At 74.8% G+C, this 24,587-nt stretch carries 22 protein-coding genes and 3 pseudogenes; 14 read left to right on the top strand and 11 right to left on the bottom strand.

From position 1 onward, the window contains the following. Window positions 1-20: 20 nt before the first annotated feature. From PHY01_RS18080 to PHY01_RS28010, 3 genes are all read left to right on the top strand, one after another. Window positions 21-1,412 carry an FAD-dependent oxidoreductase gene (locus PHY01_RS18080; protein WP_174824133.1) on the top strand — a complete coding sequence of 464 codons (1,392 nt, stop codon included), beginning with the start codon at window positions 21-23 and terminating at the stop codon, window positions 1,410-1,412. A 218-nt stretch (window positions 1,413-1,630) separates the two neighbouring features. Beyond that, window positions 1,631-2,980: an NAD(P)/FAD-dependent oxidoreductase gene (locus PHY01_RS18075; RefSeq protein WP_141280197.1), complete on the top strand. Its 1,350-nt coding sequence runs from the start codon at window positions 1,631-1,633 to the stop codon at window positions 2,978-2,980. Next, window positions 2,959-3,081 carry a hypothetical protein gene (locus tag PHY01_RS28010; RefSeq protein ID WP_281283664.1) on the top strand — a complete coding sequence of 41 codons (123 nt, stop codon included), beginning with the start codon at window positions 2,959-2,961 and terminating at the stop codon, window positions 3,079-3,081. Before PHY01_RS18075 ends, PHY01_RS28010 begins: the two co-directional genes overlap by 22 nt. Window positions 3,082-3,194: 113 nt before the next feature. Here the strand turns inward: PHY01_RS28010 and PHY01_RS18070 are convergent, their stop codons facing one another. After that, window positions 3,195-3,998: an SDR family NAD(P)-dependent oxidoreductase gene (locus tag PHY01_RS18070; protein WP_141280196.1), complete on the bottom strand. Its 804-nt coding sequence runs from the start codon at window positions 3,996-3,998 to the stop codon at window positions 3,195-3,197. 115 nt (window positions 3,999-4,113) lie between these two features. Between PHY01_RS18070 and PHY01_RS18065 the strand changes: the two genes are divergently transcribed. Both PHY01_RS18065 and PHY01_RS18060 read left to right on the top strand, forming a co-directional pair. After that, entirely contained in the window at window positions 4,114-5,244 is a 1,131-nt protein-coding gene (locus PHY01_RS18065; RefSeq protein WP_141280195.1) for a baeRF2 domain-containing protein, read from the top strand. Between the two features lie 243 nt (window positions 5,245-5,487). Next, entirely contained in the window at window positions 5,488-5,766 is a 279-nt protein-coding gene (locus tag PHY01_RS18060) for a DUF6343 family protein (RefSeq protein WP_141280194.1), read from the top strand. Between the two features lie 333 nt (window positions 5,767-6,099). Here PHY01_RS18060 and PHY01_RS18055 read toward each other — a convergent pair whose 3' ends face one another. From PHY01_RS18055 to katG, 3 genes and pseudogenes are all read right to left on the bottom strand, one after another. After that, on the bottom strand, window positions 6,100-7,701 hold the full coding sequence (locus PHY01_RS18055; protein ID WP_141280193.1) for a phytoene desaturase family protein: 1,602 nt from the start codon (window positions 7,699-7,701) through the stop codon (window positions 6,100-6,102). 2 nt (window positions 7,702-7,703) lie between these two features. Next, on the bottom strand, window positions 7,704-8,141 hold the full coding sequence (locus PHY01_RS18050) for an SRPBCC family protein (RefSeq protein ID WP_141280192.1): 438 nt from the start codon (window positions 8,139-8,141) through the stop codon (window positions 7,704-7,706). 187 nt (window positions 8,142-8,328) lie between these two features. Next, window positions 8,329-10,266 (bottom strand): annotated as a pseudogene (gene katG / locus PHY01_RS18045) (catalase/peroxidase HPI); the annotation flags it as partial. Between the two features lie 486 nt (window positions 10,267-10,752). Between katG and PHY01_RS18040 the strand changes: the two are divergent. Continuing rightward, complete coding sequence (locus tag PHY01_RS18040; RefSeq protein WP_141280191.1) at window positions 10,753-11,469, top strand: alpha/beta fold hydrolase; 717 nt, start codon at window positions 10,753-10,755, stop codon at window positions 11,467-11,469. A 43-nt stretch (window positions 11,470-11,512) separates the two neighbouring features. Here the strand turns inward: PHY01_RS18040 and PHY01_RS18035 are convergent, their stop codons facing one another. Beyond that, complete coding sequence (locus tag PHY01_RS18035; protein WP_141280190.1) at window positions 11,513-12,553, bottom strand: aromatic acid exporter family protein; 1,041 nt, start codon at window positions 12,551-12,553, stop codon at window positions 11,513-11,515. Between the two features lie 8 nt (window positions 12,554-12,561). Next, on the bottom strand, window positions 12,562-12,780 hold the full coding sequence (locus PHY01_RS18030; protein WP_141280189.1) for a hypothetical protein: 219 nt from the start codon (window positions 12,778-12,780) through the stop codon (window positions 12,562-12,564). Between the two features lie 240 nt (window positions 12,781-13,020). Between PHY01_RS18030 and PHY01_RS18025 the strand changes: the two genes are divergently transcribed. The 4 genes and pseudogenes from PHY01_RS18025 (at window position 13,021) to PHY01_RS27150 (ending at window position 15,910) form a co-directional block, all read left to right on the top strand. Next, window positions 13,021-13,224, top strand: coding sequence for a zinc-ribbon domain-containing protein (locus PHY01_RS18025; protein ID WP_141280188.1), 204 nt, complete (start codon window positions 13,021-13,023; stop codon window positions 13,222-13,224). A gap of 158 nt (window positions 13,225-13,382) precedes the next feature. Beyond that, window positions 13,383-14,579, top strand: coding sequence for an alcohol dehydrogenase catalytic domain-containing protein (locus PHY01_RS18020; protein ID WP_141280187.1), 1,197 nt, complete (start codon window positions 13,383-13,385; stop codon window positions 14,577-14,579). Continuing rightward, window positions 14,576-15,588: pseudogene (locus PHY01_RS27155) on the top strand (NAD-dependent epimerase/dehydratase family protein). Before PHY01_RS18020 ends, PHY01_RS27155 begins: the two are co-directional and overlap by 4 nt. A 4-nt stretch (window positions 15,589-15,592) precedes the next feature. Further along, on the top strand, window positions 15,593-15,910 hold the full coding sequence (locus tag PHY01_RS27150) for a hypothetical protein (protein WP_218030207.1): 318 nt from the start codon (window positions 15,593-15,595) through the stop codon (window positions 15,908-15,910). 100 nt (window positions 15,911-16,010) lie between these two features. On the opposite strand, the pseudogene PHY01_RS18010 reads toward PHY01_RS27150, so the two are convergent. The 5 genes and pseudogenes from PHY01_RS18010 to PHY01_RS17990 form a co-directional block, all read right to left on the bottom strand. Further along, window positions 16,011-16,821: pseudogene (locus tag PHY01_RS18010) on the bottom strand (IclR family transcriptional regulator). 36 nt (window positions 16,822-16,857) lie between these two features. Next, window positions 16,858-17,796, bottom strand: coding sequence for a PDR/VanB family oxidoreductase (locus PHY01_RS18005; protein WP_141280186.1), 939 nt, complete (start codon window positions 17,794-17,796; stop codon window positions 16,858-16,860). Further along, the gene (locus PHY01_RS18000; protein ID WP_141280185.1) at window positions 17,793-18,011 is read right to left on the bottom strand and encodes a hypothetical protein; all 219 of its coding nucleotides are present in this window, start codon (window positions 18,009-18,011) and stop codon (window positions 17,793-17,795) included. The genes PHY01_RS18005 and PHY01_RS18000 overlap by 4 nt, the downstream gene beginning before the upstream one ends. 1 nt (window position 18,012) lies before the next feature. Beyond that, a complete protein-coding gene (locus PHY01_RS17995) occupies window positions 18,013-19,062 on the bottom strand; it encodes a Rieske 2Fe-2S domain-containing protein (RefSeq protein WP_141280184.1) in 1,050 nt (349 codons plus the stop codon). Then, window positions 19,059-20,384, bottom strand: coding sequence for an MFS transporter (locus PHY01_RS17990; protein WP_141280183.1), 1,326 nt, complete (start codon window positions 20,382-20,384; stop codon window positions 19,059-19,061). Before PHY01_RS17990 ends, PHY01_RS17995 begins: the two co-directional genes overlap by 4 nt. A 231-nt stretch (window positions 20,385-20,615) precedes the next feature. Here PHY01_RS17990 and PHY01_RS17985 point away from each other — a divergent pair, with 231 nt between their 5' ends. The 4 genes from PHY01_RS17985 to PHY01_RS17970 all read left to right on the top strand — a co-directional run. Beyond that, on the top strand, window positions 20,616-21,440 hold the full coding sequence (locus tag PHY01_RS17985; RefSeq protein ID WP_141280182.1) for a PaaX family transcriptional regulator: 825 nt from the start codon (window positions 20,616-20,618) through the stop codon (window positions 21,438-21,440). Between the two features lie 96 nt (window positions 21,441-21,536). Further along, window positions 21,537-22,631 carry a cupin domain-containing protein gene (locus PHY01_RS17980; RefSeq protein WP_141280181.1) on the top strand — a complete coding sequence of 365 codons (1,095 nt, stop codon included), beginning with the start codon at window positions 21,537-21,539 and terminating at the stop codon, window positions 22,629-22,631. Next, on the top strand, window positions 22,628-23,455 hold the full coding sequence (locus PHY01_RS17975; RefSeq protein WP_141280180.1) for a fumarylacetoacetate hydrolase family protein: 828 nt from the start codon (window positions 22,628-22,630) through the stop codon (window positions 23,453-23,455). Before PHY01_RS17980 ends, PHY01_RS17975 begins: the two co-directional genes overlap by 4 nt. A 2-nt stretch (window positions 23,456-23,457) precedes the next feature. Next, the coding region (locus PHY01_RS17970) for an FAD-dependent monooxygenase (protein ID WP_141280179.1) at window positions 23,458-24,587 on the top strand (1,130 nt) is incomplete at its 3' end.

Below are 24,587 nucleotides of genomic sequence, written 5' to 3'. Positions count from 1 at the left end.
GCCGGTGCACCGTCGCGACCATGAACACCACAGCACATGCCGGAGGACGCGCCGTCGTCCTCGGCGGCAGCATCGCCGGGCTTCTCGTCGCGCACGTGCTCGCCGACGCCTTCGACGAGGTCGTGGTCGTCGACCGCGACGAGCTCCCGGACGCGGCCGTCCCGCGCCGCGGAGTGCCCCAGGACCGCCACATCCACGCCCTGCTCGCCCGGGGTCAGCAGGTTCTCGAGGAGCTGTTCCCCGGGTTCACCGCCGGACTCGTCGCCGCCGGGGCGCCGACCGGTGACCTGCTCGCCGACGTCCGCACCTGCATCGGCGGGCATCTGTTCGCCCGGCGCACCTCGGGTCTCACCGCCGTGTCGGCGAGCCGGCCCCTGCTGGAGGCGGAGATCAGGAAGCGCGTGCGGGAGCGGCCCGGTGTGCGACTCGTCGCCCGGTGCGACGCACTCGGGCTCGCCGTCACCCCCGATGGCCGCCGCGTGTGCGGGGCCAGGATCCTGCGCGCGACGGACGGCAGCGCCGGGCAGGTGCTCGACGCCGACCTGGTCGTCGATGCGACGGGACGCGGCTCCCGGATGCCGCGCTGGTTGGCGGATCTCGGGGTCGAACCGCCCGAGGCCGAGCAGGTGCGGATCGGCGTCCGCTACGCGACGCGGTCCTTCCGGCTCGCCCGCGGCCGGCTGGAGGGAGATCTGGCGGTCCTGCACGGGCCGACGCCTGCCCGGCCGCGGGGCGGAGCGCTGGCGGCCGTCGAGGGGGACCGGCACGTGTTGACCCTGTTCGGGATGCTCGACGACGCCCCGCCCCTCGACCCGGACGGGTTCATCGCCTTCGCCGGGACGCTCGGCTCCCCGGAGATCGCGAGGGCGGTCCGGGATGCCGAGCCGCTCTCCGACCCCGTCGCCCACCACTTCCCGTATGCGGTCCGCCGCCGCTACGAGCGCGCCGGGCTGCCCGACGGGCTGGTCGTCGTCGGTGACGCGTCGTGCTCGTTCAACCCGGTCTACGGTCAGGGCATCACGGTCGCCGCCCTGCAGGCACTCGTGGTCCGGCGCGCCGTGTGCTCCGGGTGGTCCGGACGAACCCGTCGCCTGCAGCGAGGGATCTCGGCCGCAGCGCACCCCGCGTGGAACCTCGCCACCGGCGCCGACCTCGCGTTCCCCGAGGTCGGCGGGCGGCGCACCGCCGCGATGCGGGTGGCCGGGCGCTTCGTCGCGCGCGTGCAGGCCGGAGCGGCGGGGGACCCGGCGGTCGCTGCGGCCTTCGTCCGCGTCACCGGGCTCGTCGAACCGCCGACCGCGTTGCTGCGGCCGGGGGTGGTCGTGCGCCTGGCCGCCGGGTGGCGCCGGGGTACGTCGGCGGTCCGGACCGGGCCCGTCGCGGTCGGCGGCACCCGGGCGGGGTCGTCGTGAGCCGCGCCGTGCGCCGTGCCGCGCTCCTGACGATGCTCGGTGTCCTCGGCTACGGCGTGCTGGTCGCCGTCCAGCTCCGTGCCTGGGCGCAGCGGTGACTGTCGAGTCGGACGCGCGGAGCCGACCACCAGGGGAGCGTGCCCGGACGCCGGGGCATCTCGCGCGGCCTGGTCGCGCCGGTGGCGGATAGCGCTGCGGGAGTCGGGTACCCGGCCGATATGGCGCTCTCCCAGTACGGATCTGACAGCGGGAACCGACGTCCGCGGGTAGTGGTCGTCGGCGGGGGCTTCGCGGGGTTCCAGGCGGCCGGATCGGTGCGGCGGCGGTGGGGTGACGCGGCGGAGGTGGTGCTGGTCAACCCGACCGACTACTTCCTCTACCTGCCGCTGCTGCCGGAGGTGGCGACGGGGGTGCTGGAGCCCCGCAGGATCACCGTGTCGTTGCCGGCGGCGCTGCCGGGCGTGCGACTGGCGCTCGGCGAGGTCGACGGCGTCGACCTCGAGCGGCGCCGCGTCGAGTGGGCCGACCCGGAAGGCGGGCGGGGCGGGATCGGGTACGACCGGCTCGTGCTCGCCGCCGGAAGTGTGAACAAGCTGCTGCCGATCCCGGGCGTCACCGAGCACGCCCACGGCTTCCGTGGCATTCCCGAGGCCCTGCACCTGCGCGACCAGGTGATCCGTCAGCTGGAGATGGCCGCCACGAGCGACGACCCGGACGAGCGCACGGCCCGCTGCACGATCGTGGTGGTCGGCGCCGGCTACACCGGTACCGAGGTCGCCGCGCTGGGTCCGCTGCTCACCGACTCGCTCGCCCGCCGGCTGCCGGGGCTGCGGGGGCAGCGCGTGCGCTGGCTGCTGCTCGACGTCGCCGACCGGGTGCTGCCCGGCCTCGACGAGCGCCTCGCGCGCACCGCCGACCGGGTCCTGCGGGAGCGCGGCGTCGAGGTGCGCACCGGGGAGTCGGTGCAGGAGGCGCACGCCGACGGGGTGCGCCTGAGCACCGGGGAGGAGGTACCCACACGCACGATCGTGTGGTGCGTCGGCGTGCGGCCCGACCCGCTGGTGGAGGGGCTCGGCCTGGCCACCCGGCAGGGCCGGCTGGTCGTCGACGAGTATCTGAGGGTGCCCGGTCACCCGGACGTGTTCGCCTGCGGTGACGCCGCCGCGGTGCCCGACTCCACCCGGCCGGGCGAGCTGACGGCGATGACCGCCCAGCACGCGGTGCGGCAGGGCCGCCTCGCCGGGCGCAACGTGTCCGCGTCGCTCGGGCGTGGCCCGTCGCGCCGCTACCGCCATCACGACCTGGGGTTCGTCGTCGAACTCGGCGGGCGCGAGGCGGCGGCGAACCCGCTGCGCGTGCCGCTGTCGGGCCTGCCCGCGAAGGCGGTGACCCGCGGCTACCACCTGCTGTCGATGCCGGGCAACCGCGTCCGCACGGCCGCCGACTGGGCGATCGACGCCGTCCAGCAGCGGCAGACCGTGCAACTCGGCCTCGTCCCGCACCACGCCGTGCCGCTGGAGAGCAGCTCGCCCGAGGTCCCCGGGCGGTGGCCGACCCAGATCCGCTGATGGTGCGGCAGCAGCCGGACGCCGTCGAGCACGACGCGGACGCCGGTGCCCACCGGGCCCTCCGGGCGTGCGGCACGGCGCGGGTCATCTCGCTCGAGTAGGCGCAGGGCCACGCAGATGCTCCTGCCCGTCACCGATTCGGCCACCGCCGCCGGCGGGAGATCCCGGCGACGAGGGTCGTGAGCTCGCTCATGACCTCCGCTCCGCCGGATACTCAGCTCTTCGCCGAGCCGGGCCGGGCCATGAACTTGTGGATCACCGCCTTCACCGTGTCGGGCAGCACCGCGTTCGCGGCTCCCGTCGCCTTCGTCGACACCGAGCCCGCGACCACCTTGCCGTCCCCGGACTCCATGGCCCGCACGCCCTGCGCGGCCACCTGGGCCGGGTCGTCCTTGTCCGAGGCGCCGACGGCGGTGTCGTCCATGTCGGCGCGGTGGAAGAAGTCGGTCTCGGTCGGTCCGGGCATCAGCGAGGTGACGGTGACGGCCGAGTCACGGAGTTCCTCGGCGACGGCCTCGGTGAAGGACTGCAGGAACGACTTGGAAGCGTTGTAGACCGCCTGGTAGGTGCCCGGCATGGTCGAGGCGATCGAGGAGGTGACGAGCAGGCGTCCCTCGTCGCGCGCCACCATGTCGGTGAGCACGAGCTTGGCCAGGCGGACGGTCGAGCTGATGTTCACCTCGATGATCTCGATCTCGTGGTCGATGTCGATGTCCAGGAACGCCCCGCCCCGGCCGACGCCGGCGTTCAACGCGGCGGCCTGCAGCGGGCGGCCGTCGGCGCGGACGGCGTCGTAGAGGTCGCTGACCCCGGTGGCGGAGCGCAGGTCGGCCCGCACCGGCGTGATCCGGGCGTCGCTGCCCGCGTCGAGCGCGGCGGCGGCCCGGTGCAGCCGGTTGTCCTCGGCGTTGACCAGGAGGTCGTAGCCGTGGGCGACCAGCTGCTCGGCCAGCTCCAGGCCGATGCCGCTGGACGCGCCGGTGACGAGGGCGAGAGGACGGGTCCGGGTGGAGGTCATGTCGCGCGGATACCCGGCGTGTCCGCAGGTATCCATCGGGCACGGATCCTTCCGTCGCCGTCCGGCTGCTGCGGTCCGTGCGTAGCCGCCCGGGGGCGCGGGTAGGCCCAAGGGTATGGACCTGCGTTTCCTCACCGACCTGACCGACCACCCCGGCCCGTTCGCCACGGTCTACCTGGATGCCTCGCGCGACACCGCCGACGCCGCCCGGCAGGACACGTTGCGCTGGGCGGGTGCTCGCGAGGAGCTCGCCGGCCGCGGCGCCGACGTCGCCACCCTGGCCGCGCTCGACCGGGCCGTCGAGGACGCCCCGCCGCCGGCGGGCCGTGCGGGCCGGGTACTGGTTGCGGCGGGCGGCGAGGTGCTGCTCGACCGGGTCACCGGTGCCCCGCCGGAGCGGCCGTCGGCGCAGTGGAGCCCGCTGCCCGACCTGCTCCCGCTGCTGCTGGCCCTGCCCGAGCCCACCCGTGCGGTCGTCGTCCGGGTCGACGAGACCGGCGGCGAGATCCTGCTGGCCGGACCGGAGGAGACGCCCGCCGCGGTCGAGCAGGTGCCCGGGCGGGGTCATCCGGTGCACAAGGTGCCCGCCGGGGGCCCCGCGCACCTGAACATGCAGGAACGGGTGGAGGAGACCTGGCGCCGCAACACGGCGGAGGTCGCGGCCCGGGTCGACGCCCACGTGTCGGCCTCCGGGGCGGCCGTGTTGGTGCTGGCCGGGGATGCGCGGTCCCGCTCGCGGCTGCGCGACGCGCTCTCCGCACGCGCCGCGGCGATCGCCGTCGACCTCGAGCACAGCGGTGGGCCCACCGACGTCGACACGCTGGCGGCGGCTGTGCGGGAGGCGGCACTCGACGCCGTCGACGCCCGGCGGCACGCCGTGATCGACCGGTACGCCGAGGCTGCGGGCCGAGGCGAGGGCTTCGCGGTGGCGGGTTTGGCGCCGGTGCTGGCCGCGCTGCGCGCCGAGCAGGTCGACACCCTGCTGGTCGACGGCTCCGTGGCCCGGGACACGGAGGTCTGGTTCGGCGGCCCGGCCACTGCCGTGGCGCTGACCGTCGACGAGCTTCGCATGCTCGGCAGCGAGCCGGTCGGGTCCGCCCCGGCCGACGCGGTGCTGGTGCGCGCGGCGGTCGGCGGCGACGCCGCCTTCCACCCCCTCGGCGGCGGCCGGACCGGGCTCGTGGGGCACGAGGTCTCCGACGGGGTGGCGGCGCTGTTGCGCTACCCGTTCGTCGGCACGGGCTGACCAGGTGTCGGCTCGTCCGTGGGTCGGCGCCGCGCGCGGCGGGTGGCCGGACCTCGGGCGCTGCGGGTCGCCGGCGCGGCGCGGGTGTTCTCCGGCGCCGCCGACGCCGCGGTGCTCGGGCGCCCCGGCGGCGGTCGCGGATCGCCGGTTCCGGTCAGCGCCGATCCCGATCCACTCGACGTTTTCGACAGAGGTGGACGGGTAGACCACACAGGTCGAGCCCGTAGCCGGAGGAGGTCCGTCATGTCCGCCCGCCGCCGCACCCGCGCCGAGTACGAGCGCGGACTGCCCGGTTACCACGATCCCACCGCGGGCATCGGTGGATCCACCCCCGGGCTCAGCGCGCTGACGCTGCGAGCCGTGCTCGCCGTGTTCGGGCTGGTGGTATGCGCGGTCGGTGCGGTGCTCGCCGTGCGCGCCGGGCTCGGCTGGTTCGCGGTGGCCCTGGGGGTCGTCGGGGCTGTCGCGCTGGTCGACCTGGTCTGGATCCTGTACCGCAAACATCGGGGCGAGCCGGGGTGACGCCGGAGCGGGGCCCCGCGTGGGTGGAGATCGTCGTGGATACGCTGGAGGCGCCGTTCGGGGAGACGCTCACCGCGGACCAGGCCGCGCAGATCGTCACCGCGCTCGACCGCGGTGAACCCGTCACCGGCCGGCCGCCCGCGACCTGACCGAACCGGCCAGGGTCGCCGCATCGTCGAATCTGGGGCGACACGTCTGAGTCGCGCCCGGCGCACGTCGGCCGAGCGGTCGGACCTCGCCGGCCCGGCGCCTGTCGGCGCACCGCGAACCACGCCGACCCTCAGGCGGGACCGGGCGTCGCGGCCGCGATCCGGACGGCGGCGGCGTAGGGCGTCACATCGGAGTGCGGCCGTGTACGAGGTCGAGCGCCGCGGACGTGATGCGCCGGCGCACACCCCCGCCCCAGCCGTGCTCGCCCAGGGCGGCGCGGGCGGCCAGGAAGCCGCAGACGCCGTGCACGCCGCCCCCCGGGTGCGCCGCGGCACTGCCGAGGTAGAGGTTCCCGATGGGCGTCTCGGGCCGGCCGAGGCCGGGTACCGGCCGGAAGATCAGCTGTTGGAACAGCTGTGCGGTGCCCCCGTTCACGGCTCCGTGCACGAGGTTGGCGTCGGCGTCGTGCAGGTCGCGCGGCCGTTGCACCCTGCGGTGCAGAATGCGGTCGCGGAAGCCCGGTGCGTGCGCCTCGACCACGTCCTCGGTCCGCGCGGCGACGATGTCGGCCGCGTCGTCGTCGACCCCGCGGGGAAGGTGGGTGTAGGCCCAGGCGGACTCCGTGCCGGCGGGAGAGCGGGTGGGGTCGGTCGTGGTCATCTGGCCGAACAGCTGGAACGGGGACTGCGGGAGGGTGCCGGTCTCGATGTCGGCCGACCAGCGCACCAGTCCGGTGCTGTCGGCGCCGAGATGGACCGTGCCGGCCCCGCGCAGCGCCTGCGCCCGCCACGGGACGGGTTCGGCGAGCGCCCAGTCGATCTTGACGACCGGGGTGTCCCAGGCGAAGTGGTCGAGGTCCGCGAGCAGGCGGGCGGGTACCGCGTCGGGGGGCAGCAGCCGGGAGTAGAGGGCGGGGGCGGACACGTCGGCGACGACGGCCCGCCGCGCCCGGATCCGGTCCCCGCCCGCGGTCTCGACCGCGACCGCGCGTCCGCCCCGCACGACGATCCCCGTGACGGGTGTCGACGTGCGGATCTCGGCGCCCGCTGCCCGTGCCCGGCCGGCCAGCGCGGCGGCGAGCCGGCCGGCGCCGCCGACGGGAGCGGGGAAGCCATGGTGCTGGCCGAGCATGGCCAGCAGCCAGCCGAACACGCCGCTGCCCGGTGCGCCCGGGGGCGCGTCGGCGTGGGCGGTGTTGCCGGCCAGTAGCAGCCGCGCCGCCTCCCCGCCGAACAGCTCCTCGCCCATGCGGGTGGCGGGCAGCAGCGCGAACCGCAGCAGCCGCAGCGCCTCGGCGGTCCCGATGCCGCGCAGCAGCCGGGCCGGCCCACGGACCGGTGGGAACGCGGTGTACAGCGTCCGCAGCAGCGGCTCCTCGATCGCCTGCCACTGCCGGCACAGCCGCAACCACGCCTCCCCGTCACCGGGGTGGTGGGCGTCCAGACCGGTGGCGGTGCGTTCGGCGTCGCGGTGCAGGACCGCGGCGTCGTCCCCGTCCGGATGCAGCGGATGCGCGAGGACGGCCGGTGCGTGGGCCCAGCGCAGGCCGTGCCGTTCCAGCTCGAGCGAGCGCAGGGCGGGGGAGACGGCGGCGAGCGGGTAGAACGCGCTGAACCGGTCGGACACGAACCCGGGGTGGATCTCGGCGGAGCGGACCGCGCCGCCGATCTCGTCCTGGGCTTCCAGCACGCACACGTCCCACCCGGCGTCGGCGAGGACGGCAGCGGCGACGAGGCCGTGGTGACCGCCGCCGATGACGACGGCGTCGACGACGGGGGTGGGCACGTTCAGGCCCCCCGGTCGGTGACGACGGCGTCGAGCCGGGCCAGCGCCTCGCGGTTGCGGGGAGCCAGCACCAGCGACTGCACCACCCCGGGCACCAGCGCGCCGGGGCCGGAGGTCGCCTCCTCGCTCAGCCGTACCCGCGTCCCGCCCGCGACCGCGACGAGTTCGATGGCGACGCGGGCCTCGCCGGTCGGCCAGCCCCGCGCACGCAGCACGAGCCTGCGGTCCGGTTCGACCTCGAGGACCTCCGTGGTGTCCTCGAGGAGCAGCGGCCAGACCCCGACACTGTGGTGCAGGCGACTACCGACCGCGGGGAAGTCCGGATCGACCGTGCGCATGTGCGCGGCCCCGACCACCCACAGCGCGTAGTTCCAGCCGTCCGCGAGTGTGGCGAAGACCGCAGCGGGTGGCGCGGCGACGAACCGGGTGACCTCGGTCATGACCGGACCACCCGGCCGGCGGCTATGGCGCGACCGGTACGGCCGCACGGTCCGACGATCACGGTGACGCTGCCGACGAGGTTCATGCCCGGTACGTACCCCGACCGGCGACGACGAACCACGGGGTCGGAGCAGCCGGCGACCTCCGGAGGCCGCCGGCTGCTCCGACCGATCGCCGGACGAGCTGCTACCGCAGGTCGTAGCGGTCCAGGTTCATGACCTTGTCCCAGGCCCTGACGAAGTCCCGGACGAACAACTCACCGGCGTCGTCGGCGGAGTACACCTCGGCGATGCCGCGCAGGATCGAGTTCGAGCCGAAGACCAGGTCGACCGCGGTGGCGGTGCGCACCACGTTCCCCCGGGTGTCGCGGGCCTCGTAGACGCCCTCGTCCTCGACCGACGTGCTCCACTCGACCCCCAGGTCGAGCAGGGTGCGGAAGAAGTCCTGCGACAGGACCCCCGGCCGGTCGGTGAAGACGCCGTGCGGCGTGCCACCGGTGTTCGCCCCCAGCACGCGCATGCCGCCGACCAGGACGGTCATCTCCTTCGGGGTGAGCTCGAGCAGGTAGGAGCGGTCGACGAGCAGGGTCTCCGGGTCCAGCTTCTGGCCGGGGGAGATCCAGTTGCGGAACCCGTCGGCGCGGGGTTCGAGGTAGGCGAACGTGTCGGGGTCGGTCTGGTCCTGCGAGGCGTCGGTGCGACCGTGGCCGAACGGCACGGTGACCTCGACGCCCGCGTCGGCGGCGGCCTTCTCCACCGCCGCCGCTCCGGCCAGCACGACCGTGTCGGCGAGCGAGACGGGCGTGCCGAACGCCTGCCGGACCTCGTCCAGCCTCGCGACGACCTCCTGCGTCCCGGCGTTGACCGCCCAGCTCGCCTGCGGCTCCAGGCGCAGCCGGGCGCCGTTGGCCCCGCCGCGCTTGTCGGTGCCGCGGTAGGACGCCGCAGCCGACCACGCCGTGTGCACCAGCTGCGGGACGGTGAGGCCGGAGGCCAGCACCTGGCGCTTGAGCTCGGCGACGTCGGACTCCGACAGAGGGGGGTGCTCGGCCGCCGGGAGCGGGTCCTGCCAGAGCTGGACCTCCTGCGGGACCCAGGGGCCGACGTAGCGCGAGACCGGCCCCATGTCGCGGTGCAGCAGCTTGAACCAGGCGCGGCGGTAGGCGTCGGCGAACGCCTCGGGGTCGTCGCGGAACCGCTCGGAGATCTTGCGGTACTCCGGGTCGGCCAGCAGCGCCAGGTCGCTCGTCGCCATCATGGGCGGGTTCTTCTTGCCCTCGATGTGCGCGTCGGGCACGAGCTCCTGGCCCTCGGCCTGCTCGGGCTTCCACTGGTTGGCGCCCGCGGGGCTCCGGGTGAGCTCCCACTCGAAGCCGAACAGCATGTCCCAGTAGCCGTTGTCCCACTGGGTGGGGTTCGGGGTCCAGGCGCCCTCGAGACCGCTGGTGACGGTGTCGGCGCCCTTGCCGGTGCCGTTCTGGTTCTTCCAGCCCAGCCCGCCGGAGTGCACCGGGCAGCCCTCGGGCTCGGGGCCGACGAGGTCGGGGTCGCCGTTGCCGTGCGCCTTGCCGAAGGTGTGGCCGCCGGCGATGAGCGCGACGGTCTCCTCGTCGTTCATCGCCATCCGGCCGAACGTCACGCGGATGTCGTGGGCCGACGCAAGCGGGTCCGGCTGCCCCTTCGGGCCCTCCGGGTTGACGTAGATGAGGCCCATGGTGACGGCGCCGAGGTCCCCCTCGAGTTCGAGGGGGGAGTCGCCGCTGTAGCGCTCGTCGCCGAGCCAGGTGTCCTCGGGACCCCAGAAGACCTCCTCGGGCTGCCAGACGTCCTCGCGGCCGAAGGCGAAGCCGAAGGTCTCGAAGCCCATGTCCTCGTGGGCGACGTTGCCGGCGAGTACCAGCAGGTCGGCCCAGGACGGACTGCGGCCGTACTTCTGCTTGACCGGCAGCAGCAGGCGGCGGGCCTTGTCGAGGTTGCCGTTGTCGGGCCAGCTGTTGAGCGGGGCGAAGCGTTGGGCGCCGTCCCCGGCCCCGCCGCGGCCGTCGAGCTGGCGGTAGGTGCCGGCGGCGTGCCACGACATCCGGATGAACAACGGGCCGTAGTGGCCCCAGTCGGCGGGCCACCAGTGGAGGTACCCGTCCCGTCCCGCTCCACACCTGGATTCCGAGGACGCGCTGCCGCTGACTCGGCTGTACCGCAGATGCGGACGACGGGCCGGCCGCTGGGCCCGGTCAGCACAGCGACGGCCTGGCCCGGACGACCGCGCGGGCGTCGGCGGGAGCAGACGCCGGTCCGGCCTGCGGATCGGCGAGGTGGAGACCCCGGGCGGTGAGGCACAGGTCTCCAGCGCGTCGGCCACGCCCGTGGCCTCGAGGCAGGCGGTGACGGGCACGCGGCGGCCCAGCCGTCCGGTCCCGGAGCGCCGGCGACCGGCGGGGGCATTCAACCTGGCAGCGGGTGGCGGTCCCGGATGCCCGGGCGATGCGCGTCACCACATGCACGGGCCGAGCGGGGGTATCCGTCACGCGTGCTTCCCCTCGTCGCGAACCTGACCGGTCTACCGGGTGCGTCGCTCGCCGGCTACGCCACAGCTCGGCGGGCCGTGGCATCCGTGGCCGGCCGTGACCGCTCCGAGCCCGGCCCGCGGGTCCTCCCCGGTGGCGGCGGGCCGGTCGTGCTGGTCGGCGGCTTCTGTACGACCGATGTCGTCCTCGAACCGATGCGCCGGTGGCTGGGGGACCTCGGGTACGAGGTGTCCACGCACACGGCGAACACGGGGATGGGCTGCGGGGCGCGCAGCGTCGAGGAGGTGCGGGAGACCGTGCGGGAGGCCGCCCGGCACGACGACAGCGGCGCCGGGGTGCACGTGGTCGGGTACAGCCGGGGCGGGCAGTTCGCCCGCATCCTCGCGACGGAACCGGACTCGGGCATCCGGTCGCTGGTGACGCTGGGGTCCCCTTTCGACCCGTACCGGGTCGGCCTCGCAGCGGTCATCCCGGCGCTCGCCGTCCTCACGGCCGGAACCCTCGGGCTGCCGAACCTCGCCACCGCGAGCTGCGTGGCCGGATCCTGCTGCGCCGACTACCGCAGCCGCCTCCGTGATCCGCTGCCGGTGCCGTTCACCTCGATCTACAGCAGGCAGGACCGGCTCGTCCCGTGGCGGGCCTCGGTCGACGACGGTGCGCGCAACATCGAGGTGGGAGGGACGCACCTCGACCTGGTCGAGTCGCGGGCCGCGCGTGCGGCGGTCGCGCAGGCCCTGAGTCGCCACGCACAGGCCCTGACGGGCCACGGGCGCCCGGTGTCCGGAATCGTTCGCGCATCGTAGGGCGGCGTGTGGGGTCGGTGGCGCTGGTGCGTCGGACCAGGACTCACAACGGGCGGCCGAGATCGCCGAGCGCGTCGGCGATGACGACCAGACAGGCGCTGCGGACGTGGGCGGGCTCGTCGGCCGGCCCGGCACGGACGTCCTGGAGGTACGTGTCCGGCTCGGGCGGGTCACCGGTGCTGCGTTCGCGCAGCACGTCGACGGCGTCGGCGAGGCGGTCGATCTGATCGGCGAGTACCGGATCGGGTGCTCGGTCGTCCGGCTCGGCCAGGTCGCCCAGCTGGGCCGTGACGTGCACCGCCCGTTCGGCCGCCCGGTCGAGCCGCTGGACGGTGGTGGGCTCCGCGAGCGGCGTGTCCACGGAGCCGATGTGGCGGCGCCGCGGGTTCCAGCGCACGCTCTCTCGGCCCATCCACACCGCGTCGCTCGCGCGGTGCACCGCGACGCGCACCCCACGGGCCTGCGCGGCCCACGACGCCGCGTCCTCGGCGTTCCAGCCGGCGCGCACCCCCTCGGCCGTCTCCCGGAACCGGGCCGCGATCTCTGTCGCGAGGGCGTCGACGGCCACCCGGGCGTCCTGCAGGTGCAGCGGCGGCAGCACGACCGTGTTGACGACGGCGCCGAGCACCGACCCGCCGACACTGAACAGCACCCACGTGGCCAGTTCCAGCGGATGCCACGCCGCCCCGTTGAGCAGGAGCAGCAGGGCGGTGATCGCGATCCACCAGCCGTCGTCGCCCAGCATCCGCCAGCGGCCGACCAACAGGCCGGCGACGACCACCGCCGCCAGACCGACCTCGATGGGCAGCCACCGGCCTGCCGCGTAGGCGAGCAACACCCCGACCGGCACCATCGCGGCCTGTCGTGCTGCTCCCCACCACGCGCGCCGTACGGTGCAGGTCACGGTGAGGACCGCGGCGAAGGGGGCGAGGAACGCCTGATCGCTGTCCTCCCGCCCGGCCCAGCGCAACAGGAGCAGCGCCAGCACCGCGGCGAGGGCAGCCTTGCCCGCCTGCACCAGGGCCTCGCGGTCACGGCCACCGCGGGTCGCCATCCGGCCCCGTGCCCGGTCGAAGACACCCACGGTCCGGTCTACCCGGCGGCGGTCCGGTCGACGTCGTCCCCGTCGGCGACGGTGCCGGCGGGGGAGCGGTCCGAGGGACCGGGCGACAGCGGGACGTCGGCCTGCGGCCCGACGGGTACCTCGCTGTGCGGGTCGGCGCCCTCGGTGAGGTGGAGCGGGTCCCGTGGCTCCGACCCGGTGTCGTCGTCGTGGGTTCCCGGCCGGTCGGACATGGATCGGTTCGGCATGGCCGGGCAGTACCCGCGACACGGGCGGGCGAACCCGGCAGGCTCGCAGGCACCACCACCACGGCGTCGCCGCCCGGAGGCGGCACGCCGGGCCCGACCGGCCAACGAGGCGGCGACGAGGCACCGCCGCGAGGCGGCGTGACCGAGGCGGGTCCGACGGTGGCGTACCGGGGTCGCCGACACGGCAGTGCCTGCTGCTCGCCCGGCCTGCGGCGAGACCCGATCCCTACACTGAGCCGGGTGTTCTTCCTCTTCGGCCTCGGCACCAGGCAGACGCTCCTCGGCCCGGGGGAGACCCGCACCTGCCCGCGCTGCCACAACACGACGCAGTGGTCGAGGATGCAGGAGGCCCGGCAGCTCACCGTCTTCTTCATCCCGGTGGCCCGGTGGAAGCGCCGCCGGTTCGAGGCCTGCGGCATCTGCGGCAGCACCGTCGAGGCCTGAGGCGGCGACCCGACGGTCACGCCCTCGGGACGCTGACCGGGGTCGTCGTGGACGTCGGGCGCCGGCGTCGCCCGGAGCGGTGCGGGTGTGGGCCGCCGTGTCGCGGGTAGTCGTCCGTGACGGACTTCCCGGCCGGGAGGTCCTGAACGGAGGAACGCATGCGAGCACTGACCTGGCACGGCAAGCGCGACGTCCGCGTCGACACCGTCCCCGACCCCCGGATCGAGGACCCGACCGACGTCGTCGTCCGGGTCACCTCGACCGGGCTGTGCGGGTCCGACCTGCACCTCTACGAGCTGTTCGGGCCGTTGATGGACGAGGGCGACATCCTCGGCCACGAGCCGATGGGCATCGTCGAGGAGGTGGGTCCGGGCGTCACCGCCCTGCGTCCCGGCGACCGCGTCGTCGTGCCGTTCAACGTCTCGTGCGGGACGTGCTGGATGTGTTCGCGCGGGCTCCAGTCCCAGTGCGAGACCACCCAGGTCCGCAGTGAGGGCAGCGGCGCGGCGCTGTTCGGCTACACCAAGCTCTACGGGCAGGTGCCGGGGGGACAGGCGGAGTACCTGCGGGTGCCGTTCGGCAACACGCTGCCGATCACGGTGCCCGACGGACCACCGGACGACCGGTTCGTCTACCTGTCCGACGTGCTGCCGACGGCGTGGCAGGCGGTGCGGTACGCGGACGTGCCGGACGGGGGAAGCCTGGTCGTGCTCGGCCTCGGACCGGTCGGGGACATGTGCACCCGGATCGCCCGGCACCTCGGGATACCGGACGTGATCGGGATCGACCTGGTGCCCGAGCGCCTGGAACGGGCGCGGGCCCGCGGCGTCACCACGATCGACCTGAAGGCGCACGGCCGCGAGCTCGGCGACGTGGTGCGCGGCCTGACCGGGGGGCGCGGTGCGGACGCGGTGATCGACGCCGTCGGCATGGAGGCGCACGGCTCACCGGTGGGCCGGGCGGCGCACGAGGTGATCGGCTGGCTGCCCGACGTCGTGGCCGCGCCGATGATGAAGGCCGCCGGGCTGGACCGGCTCGGGGCCCTGTACGCCGCGATCGACGTGGTGCGGCGGGGCGGCACGATCTCGATCTCCGGGGTGTACGGGGGCGCGGCCGACCCGATGCCGCTGCTGACCATGTTCGACAAGCAGATCCAGCTGCGGATGGGCCAGGCGAACGTCCTGCGCTGGGTGCCCGACATCCTGCCGCTGCTGTCCGACGACGACCCGCTGGGCGTCGACGGGTTCGCCACGCACCGCATGCCCCTGGAGTCGGCCCCGGACGCCTACGCGACCTTCCAGCGCAAGGGGGACGGAATGGTCAAGACCCTGTTCACGCCGGGGGCGTCGGCGTGACCGCACGGGTCGTCGTCATCGGCGCGTCGGGCAACGTGGGTACCGGGGTTCTGCGGGCGCTCGCCGCGCAGCATCCGGACGCGCACGTGATCGGCGTGTGCCGCCGCCCGCCAGCCGACGCGTACCCGGGGGTGGACTGGCGGGTCGTCGACCTCGGCGCCGCGTCGGCGGCGGCGGATCTCGCACCGGTGCTGCGCGGCGCCGACGTGGTGGTGCACCTCGGGTGGGCGATCCAGCCGGTGCGCGACGAGGCGTACCTCGACCGCGTCAACATCGACGGAACCCGTGCGCTGTTGCGGGCGATGGCCGCGGAGGGGTGGAGCAGCTCGTCTACGCCTCGTCGTTGGGGGTCTACGCGCCCGGTGCGACGGAGCCGGTGAGCGAGAGCTGGCCGGACTCGGGGCAGCGGAGCTCGGTGTACAGCCGGCAGAAGGTCGTGATCGAGCGGATGCTCGACCACTTCGAGCACGAGAACCCGGGCGTCGCCGTGGCCCGGATCCGTCCGACGCTGGTGGTGCAGCGCGATGCGGCCACCGAGATCCGCACGCTGTTCCTCGGCCCGCTGGTGCCCCGTCCGGCGTTGGCCCTGCTCCGGAACGGTGCGCTGCCCGTGCTGCCGCTGCCGGCCGGCCTGGAGCTGCAGTTCGTGCACGCCGACGACGTCGGGGACGCGGTGGTGCGGATCATGGACCGCCGCGCCGTCGGTTCGTTCAACCTCGCCGCGGACGCCCTGGACGTTGACGAGCTGGCCGCGCTGCTGGGGGCCCGCGCGGTACCGGTGCCCCCGGGCTCGGTCCGGGCCGCGGTCGTCGCGCTGCACGCCGCGCACGCGGTGCCGGTCTCGCCGGGCTGGTACGACGTGGCGATGAACACCCCGGTCATGGACACCTCACGGGCCCGCGACGAGCTGGGGTGGGTGCCACGGTGGTCCTCGACCCGGGGTGCGCTGGAGCTGCTCGACGGCCTGGCGGGCGGCGCGGTCGGCCCGACCGCCGCGATGGGGGCCTGAGCCGGTGCGCCCGTTCCGCGCGGACGTCGTGCACGACGCCAGCCTGGCCGTCTGGGCCCTGCTGGCCTGGGCCCGCGCGGGCCGTCGGGCCGGGCCCGGCCCGATCGACGCCCTGGTGGTCGGCACCCACCTGGTCGCCGGTCTCCCGGCGGCCGTGGGCCGGGTCCGGCAGCGCCGCCGCGACCCGGTCGCCCTGCTGGCGCCCGTCGCGGTCGGATGCGCCGTCGTGGCGACCGCGCGTCCGGGGCCGCGCTGGGCGCCGGGCGTCGCGGTGACGGTCCTGGCCGGTCTGGCCGCGGTGGAACGGTCCCGCTCGGCCTGACCGGGCGGGCGGACCGCTCGGGGTCGGCCGGGCAACGGGACGACCGGGCAGGCCTGGTCGGTGGCGCCCGTCCCGCTGGAGGTGACGCGCGCAGGTGGCCTCATCCGGCCGGTGGCGGGGAACCGGGAACAGGCGGCCGGCCGCTGAGGGTCTCACCGCCGGTGGCGCCGAGCGCCCGGGAGATCGCCCGGGCGCTCGTCCGCACCAGCGGCGCGAGGGCGTGCGGTGCCGCCCCCGGGTGGTGCACGACGAGCGACACGGCCGCGACGACCGTGCCGCGGCCGTCCCGGACGGGTGCCGCGACCGACAGCGCGTCCTCGGTGACCTGCCGGTCGCTGACGGCGAAGCCGGTGGCCCGGACGTCGGCCAGCACCGCCCGCAGGGTCCGCGGGTCGGTCATGGTGTGGGGGGTGAAGCGCTCGATCGGCCCGGCGAGCACCTCCTCCTGCAGCTCGGCGGGGGCGTGCGCGAGCAGCACCAGCCCGACCCCGGTGGCGGTGAGGGCGAACCGGCCCCCGACCCGGGTGAGCACCGGGACCGCGTCGGTGCCGGCGATCCGTTCGACGAACACGAGCTCGGCCCCCTCGGGCACCGCGAGCTGCACGTTCTCCCGGGTGATCTGGCTGAGATCCTCCAGGAACGGCAGCGCGTGCTCGCGCAGCGCCAGGCCGCGGGGGGCGAGCGCCGCGACCTCCCACAACCGCAGTCCGATGCGGTAGCAGCCGTCCCTCGCCGCGCTCCAGCGCACCCCAGGCGGTCAGCTCGCCGACCAGCCGGTGCGCGGTGGACACCGGGAGCCCGGCGTGGCGCGCCAGCGTCGAGAGCGTCATCGCCGGGCGGGCGGCGTCGAACGCGCCGAGGATCTGCAGGGCGCGGGCCAGCACCGGACCGGGACCGTCGTGCTGCGCCATCGGGGACCTCCCGCTCGTCGGGTACTGCGACCAGACCTACAGGTCCAGCCGCAGGCGCCGGGACCCGGCCCGGGACACGCAGACGAACATCGTGTCGTGCGCGGCCCGCTCCGCCGCGTCGAGCAGGGAGTCGCGGTGGTCGACCGTGCCCTCCAGCACCCCGGTCTCGCAGGTGCCGCAGGTGCCCTCGCGACACGAGGACAGGATCTGCACCCCGGCCCCCTCCAGCACCTCGAGCACCGAGCGGTCCGGCGGCACCGTCAGCACCGTGCCGGTGTGGGCCAGCTCCACCTCGAAGCAGCCCGTGCGGACCGGCTCGGCCGGCTCCACGGGGGCGAAGCGTTCCACGCGCAGCGAGCCGGGGCGGCCGCGCCGCTCGATCGCGTCCAGCAGGGCGGGCGGGCCGCAGCAGTAGACGAGCGTGTCGTCGTCGAACACGTCGAGGTCGAGCAGGCCGTGCTCGTCCTGCGGCAGCACCCGGACGCGGTCGCCGTGCTCGGCCCGCAGCTCGTCGACGAAGGCCATGGACGCGGCCGTGCGTCCCCCGTAGACCAGCCGCCACCCGGCTCCGGCGGCGGTGGCGGCGGTGAGCATCGGCAGGATCGGGGTGATGCCGATGCCGCCGGCGATGAACACGTACCGCGGTGACGGTTCCAGCGCGAAGTGGTTGCGCGGCCCGCGCACCCGCACGACGTCGCCGGTGCGCAGCGAGTCGTGGACGAACGCCGAGCCGCCGCGCCCGCCGGGCTCGCGGAGCACCGCGATCCGCCACGTCGACCGGTCGGCCGGGGCGCCGCACAGTGAGTACTGCCGCACGAGGTCGTCGCCGAGCAGCACGTCGATGTGCGCACCCGGCTCCCACGGGGGCAGGTCCGCACCGGAGGGGTCGCGCAGCCGCAGCTCCACCACGCCGTCGGCGGCCTCGCCCCGGTGGGCGACGACGAGCCGCAGCCCGGCGTCCGGGGCGGCGCTCACGGGTGCGCCCCGACCGGCACCGGGGTCCGCGCGACGGCCCGCGCGGCGGCCGGGCCGTGGCCGACCGGGTGGGCCAGCAGCCACTGCCACACCTCGACCGGGCCCTCGGCGACGTGCACCGCGCCGCAGTGGCAGGTGCCCTCCAGCAGGTCGCTGCCGGGCAACCACACCACCCGCAGCACGCTCCGGCCGGTCGGCGTCCGGGTCGTGCCCACCTCAGACCGCCGCGGTCGACGGGGTGGCAGCGCCCAGCCGGGCGAGCATCCGGCGCGCGGCGAGCCCACCGGTGTCGATGTTGATCGACAGCTCCTGGTAGCCCTCCGGCTCGGCGGCGATCACCCGCTCCAGCACGTCGAGGGCGGCGACGTCCTGCAGCACGACGGTGCGGTTCTGCTCGGCGAGGAACGCCGAGACCTCCTCGTCGCCGGGGGCGAAGTCGCGGGCCACCGCCCAGAAGTCGTGCGTGGAGTGCTCGGTCTCCGGCGTGATCGCGTAGACCACCTCGACGTGGAAGGCGTCCGGATCGGTGCCGTCCGGGCGCGGTTCGGACCCGACGGGGGCGATGCGGCTGTGCAGCAGGTATAGGCACGGCGGGGTGTACTCGATGTCCTGCCAGCGGGAGATCCGCCCGGTGAGGCCGGTGGAGCGGGAGTAGAACGGCGGGCACTCGGCGTCGGCCATGCGCCGGGAGACGTGGACGACGCCCGCCTCGTCGTCGACCTGGGTGGTGATCGGCGTGCCCGCCACCTCCGGGGTGCCGATGTAGCCGCCGTGCAGGTAGGTCTCGTGGGAGAGGTCGAGCAGGTTGTCCACCAGCAGCTCGAAGCGCGCGGCGAGCGGCTCCATGCCGGAGACGGTCGTGTAGTCGGGCGAGGCCAGCCACGGCGCGCGCGGGATGCGGGTGGGGTCGGCGAGCCCGGGGTCGCCGATGAACACCCACACGAACGAGTCCTGCTCGACCACGGGGTAGGGACGCAGCCGGGCGGTCCGGGGCACGCGGGTCTGGCCCGGGACGGCGACGCACACGCCGTCGGGGCCGTAGGTGAAGCCGTGGTAGCCGCAGATCACCCGGTCGCCCTCCAGCCGCGTCGGTGCCTGGGACAGGGGGAAGCGCCGGTGCACGCACCGGTCGGACATCGCCGTCACCTCCCCGGCCCCGGTGCGCCAGAACAGGATCGACTCGCCGCAGACCGTGCGGCCGAACAGCTCGCCCGTGGTGATCTCGCGGCCGTAGGCGGCCACGTACCACTGGTTCTGCGGGATCATGAGAGCTCCTTCGCGGTGGTGGGGACGGGCGCGACGGCCCGCAGCGGCACGAGGACGGCGGCGACGACCACGAAGATCGCGCCGACCGCGAGGTAGAGGGCCTGCGGGGTCGCGCCGCCGTCGAGCAGGACACCGGCCAGCGCGGGCGCCAGGATCGCCCCGGCCCGCCCGATACCCAGTGCGGTGCCGACACCGGTGGTGCGCACGCCCGCGTCGTAGATGCCGGGGGTGAGCGCGTAGAGACCGGCGACGCAGCCGTTGACGAACAGCCCGATCGCCCCGCCGAGCGCGAAGGCCAGGGCCAGTGACGACGTCGCGGTGAGGAAACCGGCCAGCAGCGCCGCGGTGACGAGCAGGTAGGCGATCAGCACGTCGCGCAGCGCGAACCGGGCGGCGAGCAGGCCGAGCAGGGCGGCGCCGAAGATGCCGCCGACGTTGAGCAGGGTGCCGCCCGCGATGCCCTGGCCCGGGGTCAGCCCGGACTCCACCAGCAGTGTCGGGGTCCAGCTGGTGACGAAGTAGAAACCGGCCATCACGCCGAAGAACGCCACCCACAGGACCAGAGTGGTGCGGCGCAGGCGCGGCGAGAGCAGCTCGCGGAACCCGGCGCCGACCCCGTCCGGGGCCCCGGCGACGTCGGGGAGTCCCGGTTGTGCGGCCTGGCCCAGGCGCGCGGCGAGCGCGTTGACCCGTTCCAGCGCACCGGCGGGGCGGCGGGTGACGAGGAAGTCCAGCGACTCGGGCAGCCGCAGGAACACCAGCGGGACCGCCAGCAGCGTGACGACGCCGCCGAACACGAACACCGCGCGCCAGCCCGCGCCGCCGATGAGCACCGCGGCGACGACGCCGCCGAGCGTGGCGCCCAGCGCGTAGCCGGTGGAGTTCAGGCTGACGGCGAACCCGCGCCAGCGACGCGACGCGTACTCCGAGGCGATGACGTTGCTGCCGGCCAGGATCCCGCCGATGCCGACGCCGGTGACCACCCGCAGCAGCCCGAGCTGCACGGCGTCCCGGCTGACCGACGACGCCAGCATCGCGACGCCCGCCACCACCAGGCAGCCGAGGATGACCGGGCGGCGGCCGATCCGGTCGGCCCACGGGGCCACGAGCAGCGACCCGAGTGCCAGGCCGACCAGGCCCGCCGAGAGCAGCAGCCCGGTCTGGGCGCCGGTCAGCCCCCACTCCGCGCCGACCGAGCCCGCCGTGAACGCCATCACCAGCACGTCGAACCCGTCGATCATGTTCAGCAGTACGCAGACCACGACCACGCTCCACTGGAAGCGGGTCATCGGTGCGTCGTCGATCGTCTCGCGCAGGCCCATGGCGGTACTCCGTCGTCCGTCGTAGGCGGTTCAGCGTGAGGCGTCGGGGCGGCCCTCACGAAGAGCCTTTCCGGATGCCGGAAAGGAGTCGGGACGGATCCGCGCCGCATCAGCGCGCGATGCGGCCCGTCTCGTGGCCCGCGCCGAGGTGGCCGTGCTGGTGACGCCGGATGAGACACTGCGCGGTGCCGGCACACCGGTCCGGTCCCGGCCCGTGGCGGGAGGAGATCGATGAAGGCCCGGTCGCTCGTCTTCGACCTCTTCGGCGACCACCTGCGCTACCGCGGCGGTGAGGTGCGGCTGCGTGCGCTGGTGTCGTTGATGGGGTGTTTCGACGTGCCGGAGCCGACCGTCCGGGTCGTGGTGACGCGCCTGCGCAAGGAGGGCTGGCTGGTCAGCAGGCGCGACGGCCGGGAGACGATCTACTCGCTCACCGACACGGCCTGGGCGCTGCTCGACGAGGGCCGGGAGCGGATCTTCCAGCGCGCCACCGGCCCGTGGGACGGGCAGTGGCACATGATCCTCTACACCGTCCCGGAGACCGAGCGGGCGCTGCGCGAGCAGCTGCGCAAGAAGCTGGCGTGGCTGGGGTTCGGCCCGCTGTCCTCGTCGGTGTGGGTGAGCCCGCACGACCGGGTCCGTCAGGTGCGGGACGCCTTCGCCGGGGAGCCCTCGGTGCGGTTGGACCTGTTCCGTTCCCGTTCGGAGGGGCTCGACGCGGACCAGGGCATCGCCGCCCGGGCGTGGGACCTGGGCCAGCTGCACGACGCCTACGCCGAGCTGCTCGCCGTGTACCGCCCGCGCCTGGCCGCCTACCGCAGCGGTGACCTGCGGGGGGCGGACGCGCTGGTCGAGCGGATGCGGCTGGTCCACGACTACCGCCGGTTCCCGTTCCGGGACCCGGACCTCCCTCCCGAGCTGCTCCCGGTCGGCTGGCCCGGTCGTGAGGCCCACCAGCTGTTCGTCGAGGTGCACGGCCTGCTCCGGGGGCAGGCCGAGGCGTGTGTGGACGAGCTCCTCGGGCAGGTGTCGCCGCCGGTCCGGGAAGCGGGCTGAGCGTCCGTCGATCCGTGTCATCTAGCAGACGGACGATGAAAATCTGTTGTATCTTCGTCGGGCACCGCGCGCCGGACCGGAGGAGGAGACGACGGAATGACCTCGACCGTGCCCCAGGACAACGCGATCTCCGCGCAGGAGCAGGAGCAGCTCGACGAGCTGTACGCCGCGTTCGCCGCCGCCCACATGACGCCGCTGTGGACCCAGATCGGCGGGCTGATGCCCACCAGCCCGCGGCCGGACTCGGTGCCGTTCCTGTGGCGCTGGTCCACCCTGCTGCCGCTGGCCGAGAGGGCCGGCGAGCTGGTCCCCGTCGGCCGGGGCGGGGAGCGCCGCGCGATCGCGCTGGCCAACCCCGGCCTGCCCGGCACCGCCTACGCCACGCCGACGCTGTGGGCGGCGATCCAGTACCTCGGCCCGCGCGAGCAGGCCCCGGCCCACCGGCACACCCAGACGGCGTTCCGGTTCGTCGTCGAGGGGGAGGGCGTGTGGACCAACGTGGAGGGGGACCCGGTCGCAATGCGGCGCGGTGACCTGCTGCTCACCCCGGGCATGCACTTCCACGAGCACCACAACACCACCGACCGTCCGATGGCCTGGATCGACGGGCTCGACATCCCGCTGGTCCGCACCATCGACGCCGGCTTCTTCGAGTTCGGCCCGGAGGTGCTGTCCACGACCGAGACCCCGCCCGTGTCGCGCAACGAGCGGCTGTGGGCCCACCCGGGGCTCACACCCGTCGGCGCTCCGGCCCCGAGGTCGTCCCCGCTGATGGCCTACCGCTGGGAGCACACCGACGCCGCCCTGACCGCGCAGCTCGAGCTGGAGGACGAGGGGTTCCCGGGCGTCGTCGAGCCCGGGCACGCCGTCGTCCGGTTCACGAATCCGGCCACGGCGGGGGACTGCCTGTCGACGATGCGCTGCGAGATGCACCGCCTGCGCGCGGGGACCCCGACGGCGCTGACCCGCACCGCCGGATCGTCGGTGTGGCAGGTGTTCTCCGGGTCCGGTGTGGTCAGCGTCGGCGACGAGCGCTACGAGGTCGGCACGGGTGACCTGTTCTGCGTGCCGTCCTGGGCCGGGCTCGCGCTCGACCCCGGTCCCGACGGACTCGACGCCTTCGTCTTCTCCGACGCCCCGGTCCTCGAGGCCCTCGGTCTCGCCCGCACCGCACGGGAGGACCGTCCGTGAAGCTCGCGACCGTCCGCACCGCCACCGGGACCGCCGCCGTCCGGATCGACGACGACGGAGCGGATCGGGGCGCCGTCGAGCTGGGTGCCGTCGACCTCGGCGAGTTCTTGGCGGGCCCGGACTGGAAGGCCGCCGCGGCGGTCGCCGACGGGCCCCGGCACGACCTCGCGGGGCTCGACTACGCCCCGCCGGTCCCGCGTCCGGAGAAGGTGTTCTGCGTCGGGCTGAACTACCGCACCCACATCCTGGAGATGGGCCGCGACCTGCCGGAGTACCCGGCGCTGTTCGCCAAGTTCGCCCGTGCGCTGGTCGGCGCGCACGACCCGGTCGAGATGCCGGCGGGGTCGGAGCAGGTCGACTGGGAGGCCGAGCTCGGCGTCGTGATCGGTGCCGAGATCCGGCACGCCACCCCGGAGCAGGCGGCCGCGGCCATCGCCGGGTACACCGTCGTCAACGACGTCACCGCGCGCGACTTCCAGTACCGGTCGGTCGAGTGGCTGCAGGGCAAGACGTTCGAGCGCAGCACCCCGGTGGGGCCGTGGCTGGTCGTCGACGAGGGGACGCCGGGGGAGATCTCCTGCGCGGTCGACGGCGACGTGGTGCAGCAGGCCGACACCTCCGACCTGGTGTTCCCACCGGCCGACCTGGTCGCCTACATCTCGCAGATCATCACCCTGGTGCCCGGCGACCTCATCGCCACCGGCACGCCGGGCGGGGTCGGGCACGCGCGGACGCCGCCGCGCTACCTGGCGGAAGGCTCGGAGCTCGTCACCCGCGTCGAGGGCGTCGGGGAGCTGCGCAACACGCTCGTGACGGGGAGCTGAGCGTGCGGATCGCCGTCGTGGGGGGCGGCCCGGGCGGGCTGTTCTTCGCGACCCTGATCAGACGCGCCGACCCGTCGGCCGAGGTCGTCGTCCTCGAGCGCAACCGGGCCGACGACACCTTCGGCTTCGGGGTGGTCTTCTCCGACCGCACGCTCGCGGGCATCCACGAGGCCGACCCGGTGCTGCGCCGGGCGCTCACCGAGCACGGCAGGCACTGGGACGAGATCGAGGTGCGGCTCAAGGGCGAGCGGATCCGCTGCGGCGGCAACGGCATGGCCGCGGTCGTGCGCAGGACCCTGCTCGCGCTGATGCAGGCCCGGGCCCGCGACGTGGGCGCGGACCTGCGGTTCTCGACGGAGGTGGCACTCGACGACCTGGCCGGCTACGACCTCGTCGTGGCCGCGGACGGGGCCGGTTCCCGGATCCGCGAGCAGCTCGACGCCGATCTGGGCGTCGAGGTGCAGACCGCGACGGCGAAGTTCGTCTGGTTCGGCACCGACTACCTGTTCGACGGCCTGACGTTCGTGCACGAGCGCAGCCCCGACGGCGTCTTCGCCGTGCACGGCTACCCGATCTCGGACGAGGTCTCCACGTTCATCGTCGAGACCGACGAGGCGTCCTGGCGCCGGGCCGGGCTCGACGGGTTCGACGTCACCCGGCCGCCCGGGGACAGTGACCTGGTCACCAGGGACTACCTGGAGACGCTGTTCGCCGACCAGATCGACGGGAAGCGGCTGCTGGTCAACAACTCGCGCTGGGGCAACTTCCGCACGCGCCGCACCCGCCGCTGGCACGCGCTCGAACCCCGGCCCGTCGCGCTGCTCGGCGACGCCGTGCACACCGCGCACTTCTCCGTCGGCTCGGGCACGAAGATGGCGATGGAGGACGCGGTCGCCCTCTCGGCGGCGCTGGTCGCGCACCCCGGCGACCTGCCCGCCGCGCTGGCCGCGTACGAGGCGGCCGCGCAGCCGTCGGTGCGGAGGATCCAGGACTCGGCGCGGCCCAGCCTGGCCTGGTGGGAGCACTTCGGCGAGTACCACGACGCCTTCGCGCCCTGGCAGTTCGCCTACCACTTCCTGTCCCGCAGCATCACCGACGCGCGCCTGGCGCGGCGGGCGCCCGACTTCGTCGC

This window comes from Pseudonocardia hydrocarbonoxydans (genome assembly GCF_006539565.1).
Lineage (GTDB): Bacteria > Actinomycetota > Actinomycetes > Mycobacteriales > Pseudonocardiaceae > Pseudonocardia > Pseudonocardia hydrocarbonoxydans.
This window is presented reverse-complemented; position numbering and strand designations above follow the sequence as displayed.

Bases quoted from the DNA above. Each gene is read 5' to 3' on its own strand.
- PHY01_RS18080 (WP_174824133.1), top strand. From the start codon at position 21: ATGAACACCACAGCACATGCCGGAGGACGCGCCGTCGTCCTCGGCGGC.
- PHY01_RS18075 (WP_141280197.1), top strand. From the start codon at position 1,631: ATGGCGCTCTCCCAGTACGGATCTGACAGCGGGAACCGACGTCCGCGG.
- PHY01_RS18070 (WP_141280196.1), bottom strand. From the start codon at position 3,998: ATGACCTCCACCCGGACCCGTCCTCTCGCCCTCGTCACCGGCGCGTCC.
- PHY01_RS18065 (WP_141280195.1), top strand. From the start codon at position 4,114: ATGGACCTGCGTTTCCTCACCGACCTGACCGACCACCCCGGCCCGTTC.
- PHY01_RS18060 (WP_141280194.1), top strand. From the start codon at position 5,488: ATGTCCGCCCGCCGCCGCACCCGCGCCGAGTACGAGCGCGGACTGCCC.
- PHY01_RS18050 (WP_141280192.1), bottom strand. From the start codon at position 8,141: ATGACCGAGGTCACCCGGTTCGTCGCCGCGCCACCCGCTGCGGTCTTC.
- PHY01_RS18030 (WP_141280189.1), bottom strand. From the start codon at position 12,780: ATGCCGAACCGATCCATGTCCGACCGGCCGGGAACCCACGACGACGAC.
- PHY01_RS18020 (WP_141280187.1), top strand. From the start codon at position 13,383: ATGCGAGCACTGACCTGGCACGGCAAGCGCGACGTCCGCGTCGACACC.
- PHY01_RS17995 (WP_141280184.1), bottom strand. From the start codon at position 19,062: ATGATCCCGCAGAACCAGTGGTACGTGGCCGCCTACGGCCGCGAGATC.
- PHY01_RS17990 (WP_141280183.1), bottom strand. From the start codon at position 20,384: ATGGGCCTGCGCGAGACGATCGACGACGCACCGATGACCCGCTTCCAG.
- PHY01_RS17985 (WP_141280182.1), top strand. From the start codon at position 20,616: ATGAAGGCCCGGTCGCTCGTCTTCGACCTCTTCGGCGACCACCTGCGC.
- PHY01_RS17980 (WP_141280181.1), top strand. From the start codon at position 21,537: ATGACCTCGACCGTGCCCCAGGACAACGCGATCTCCGCGCAGGAGCAG.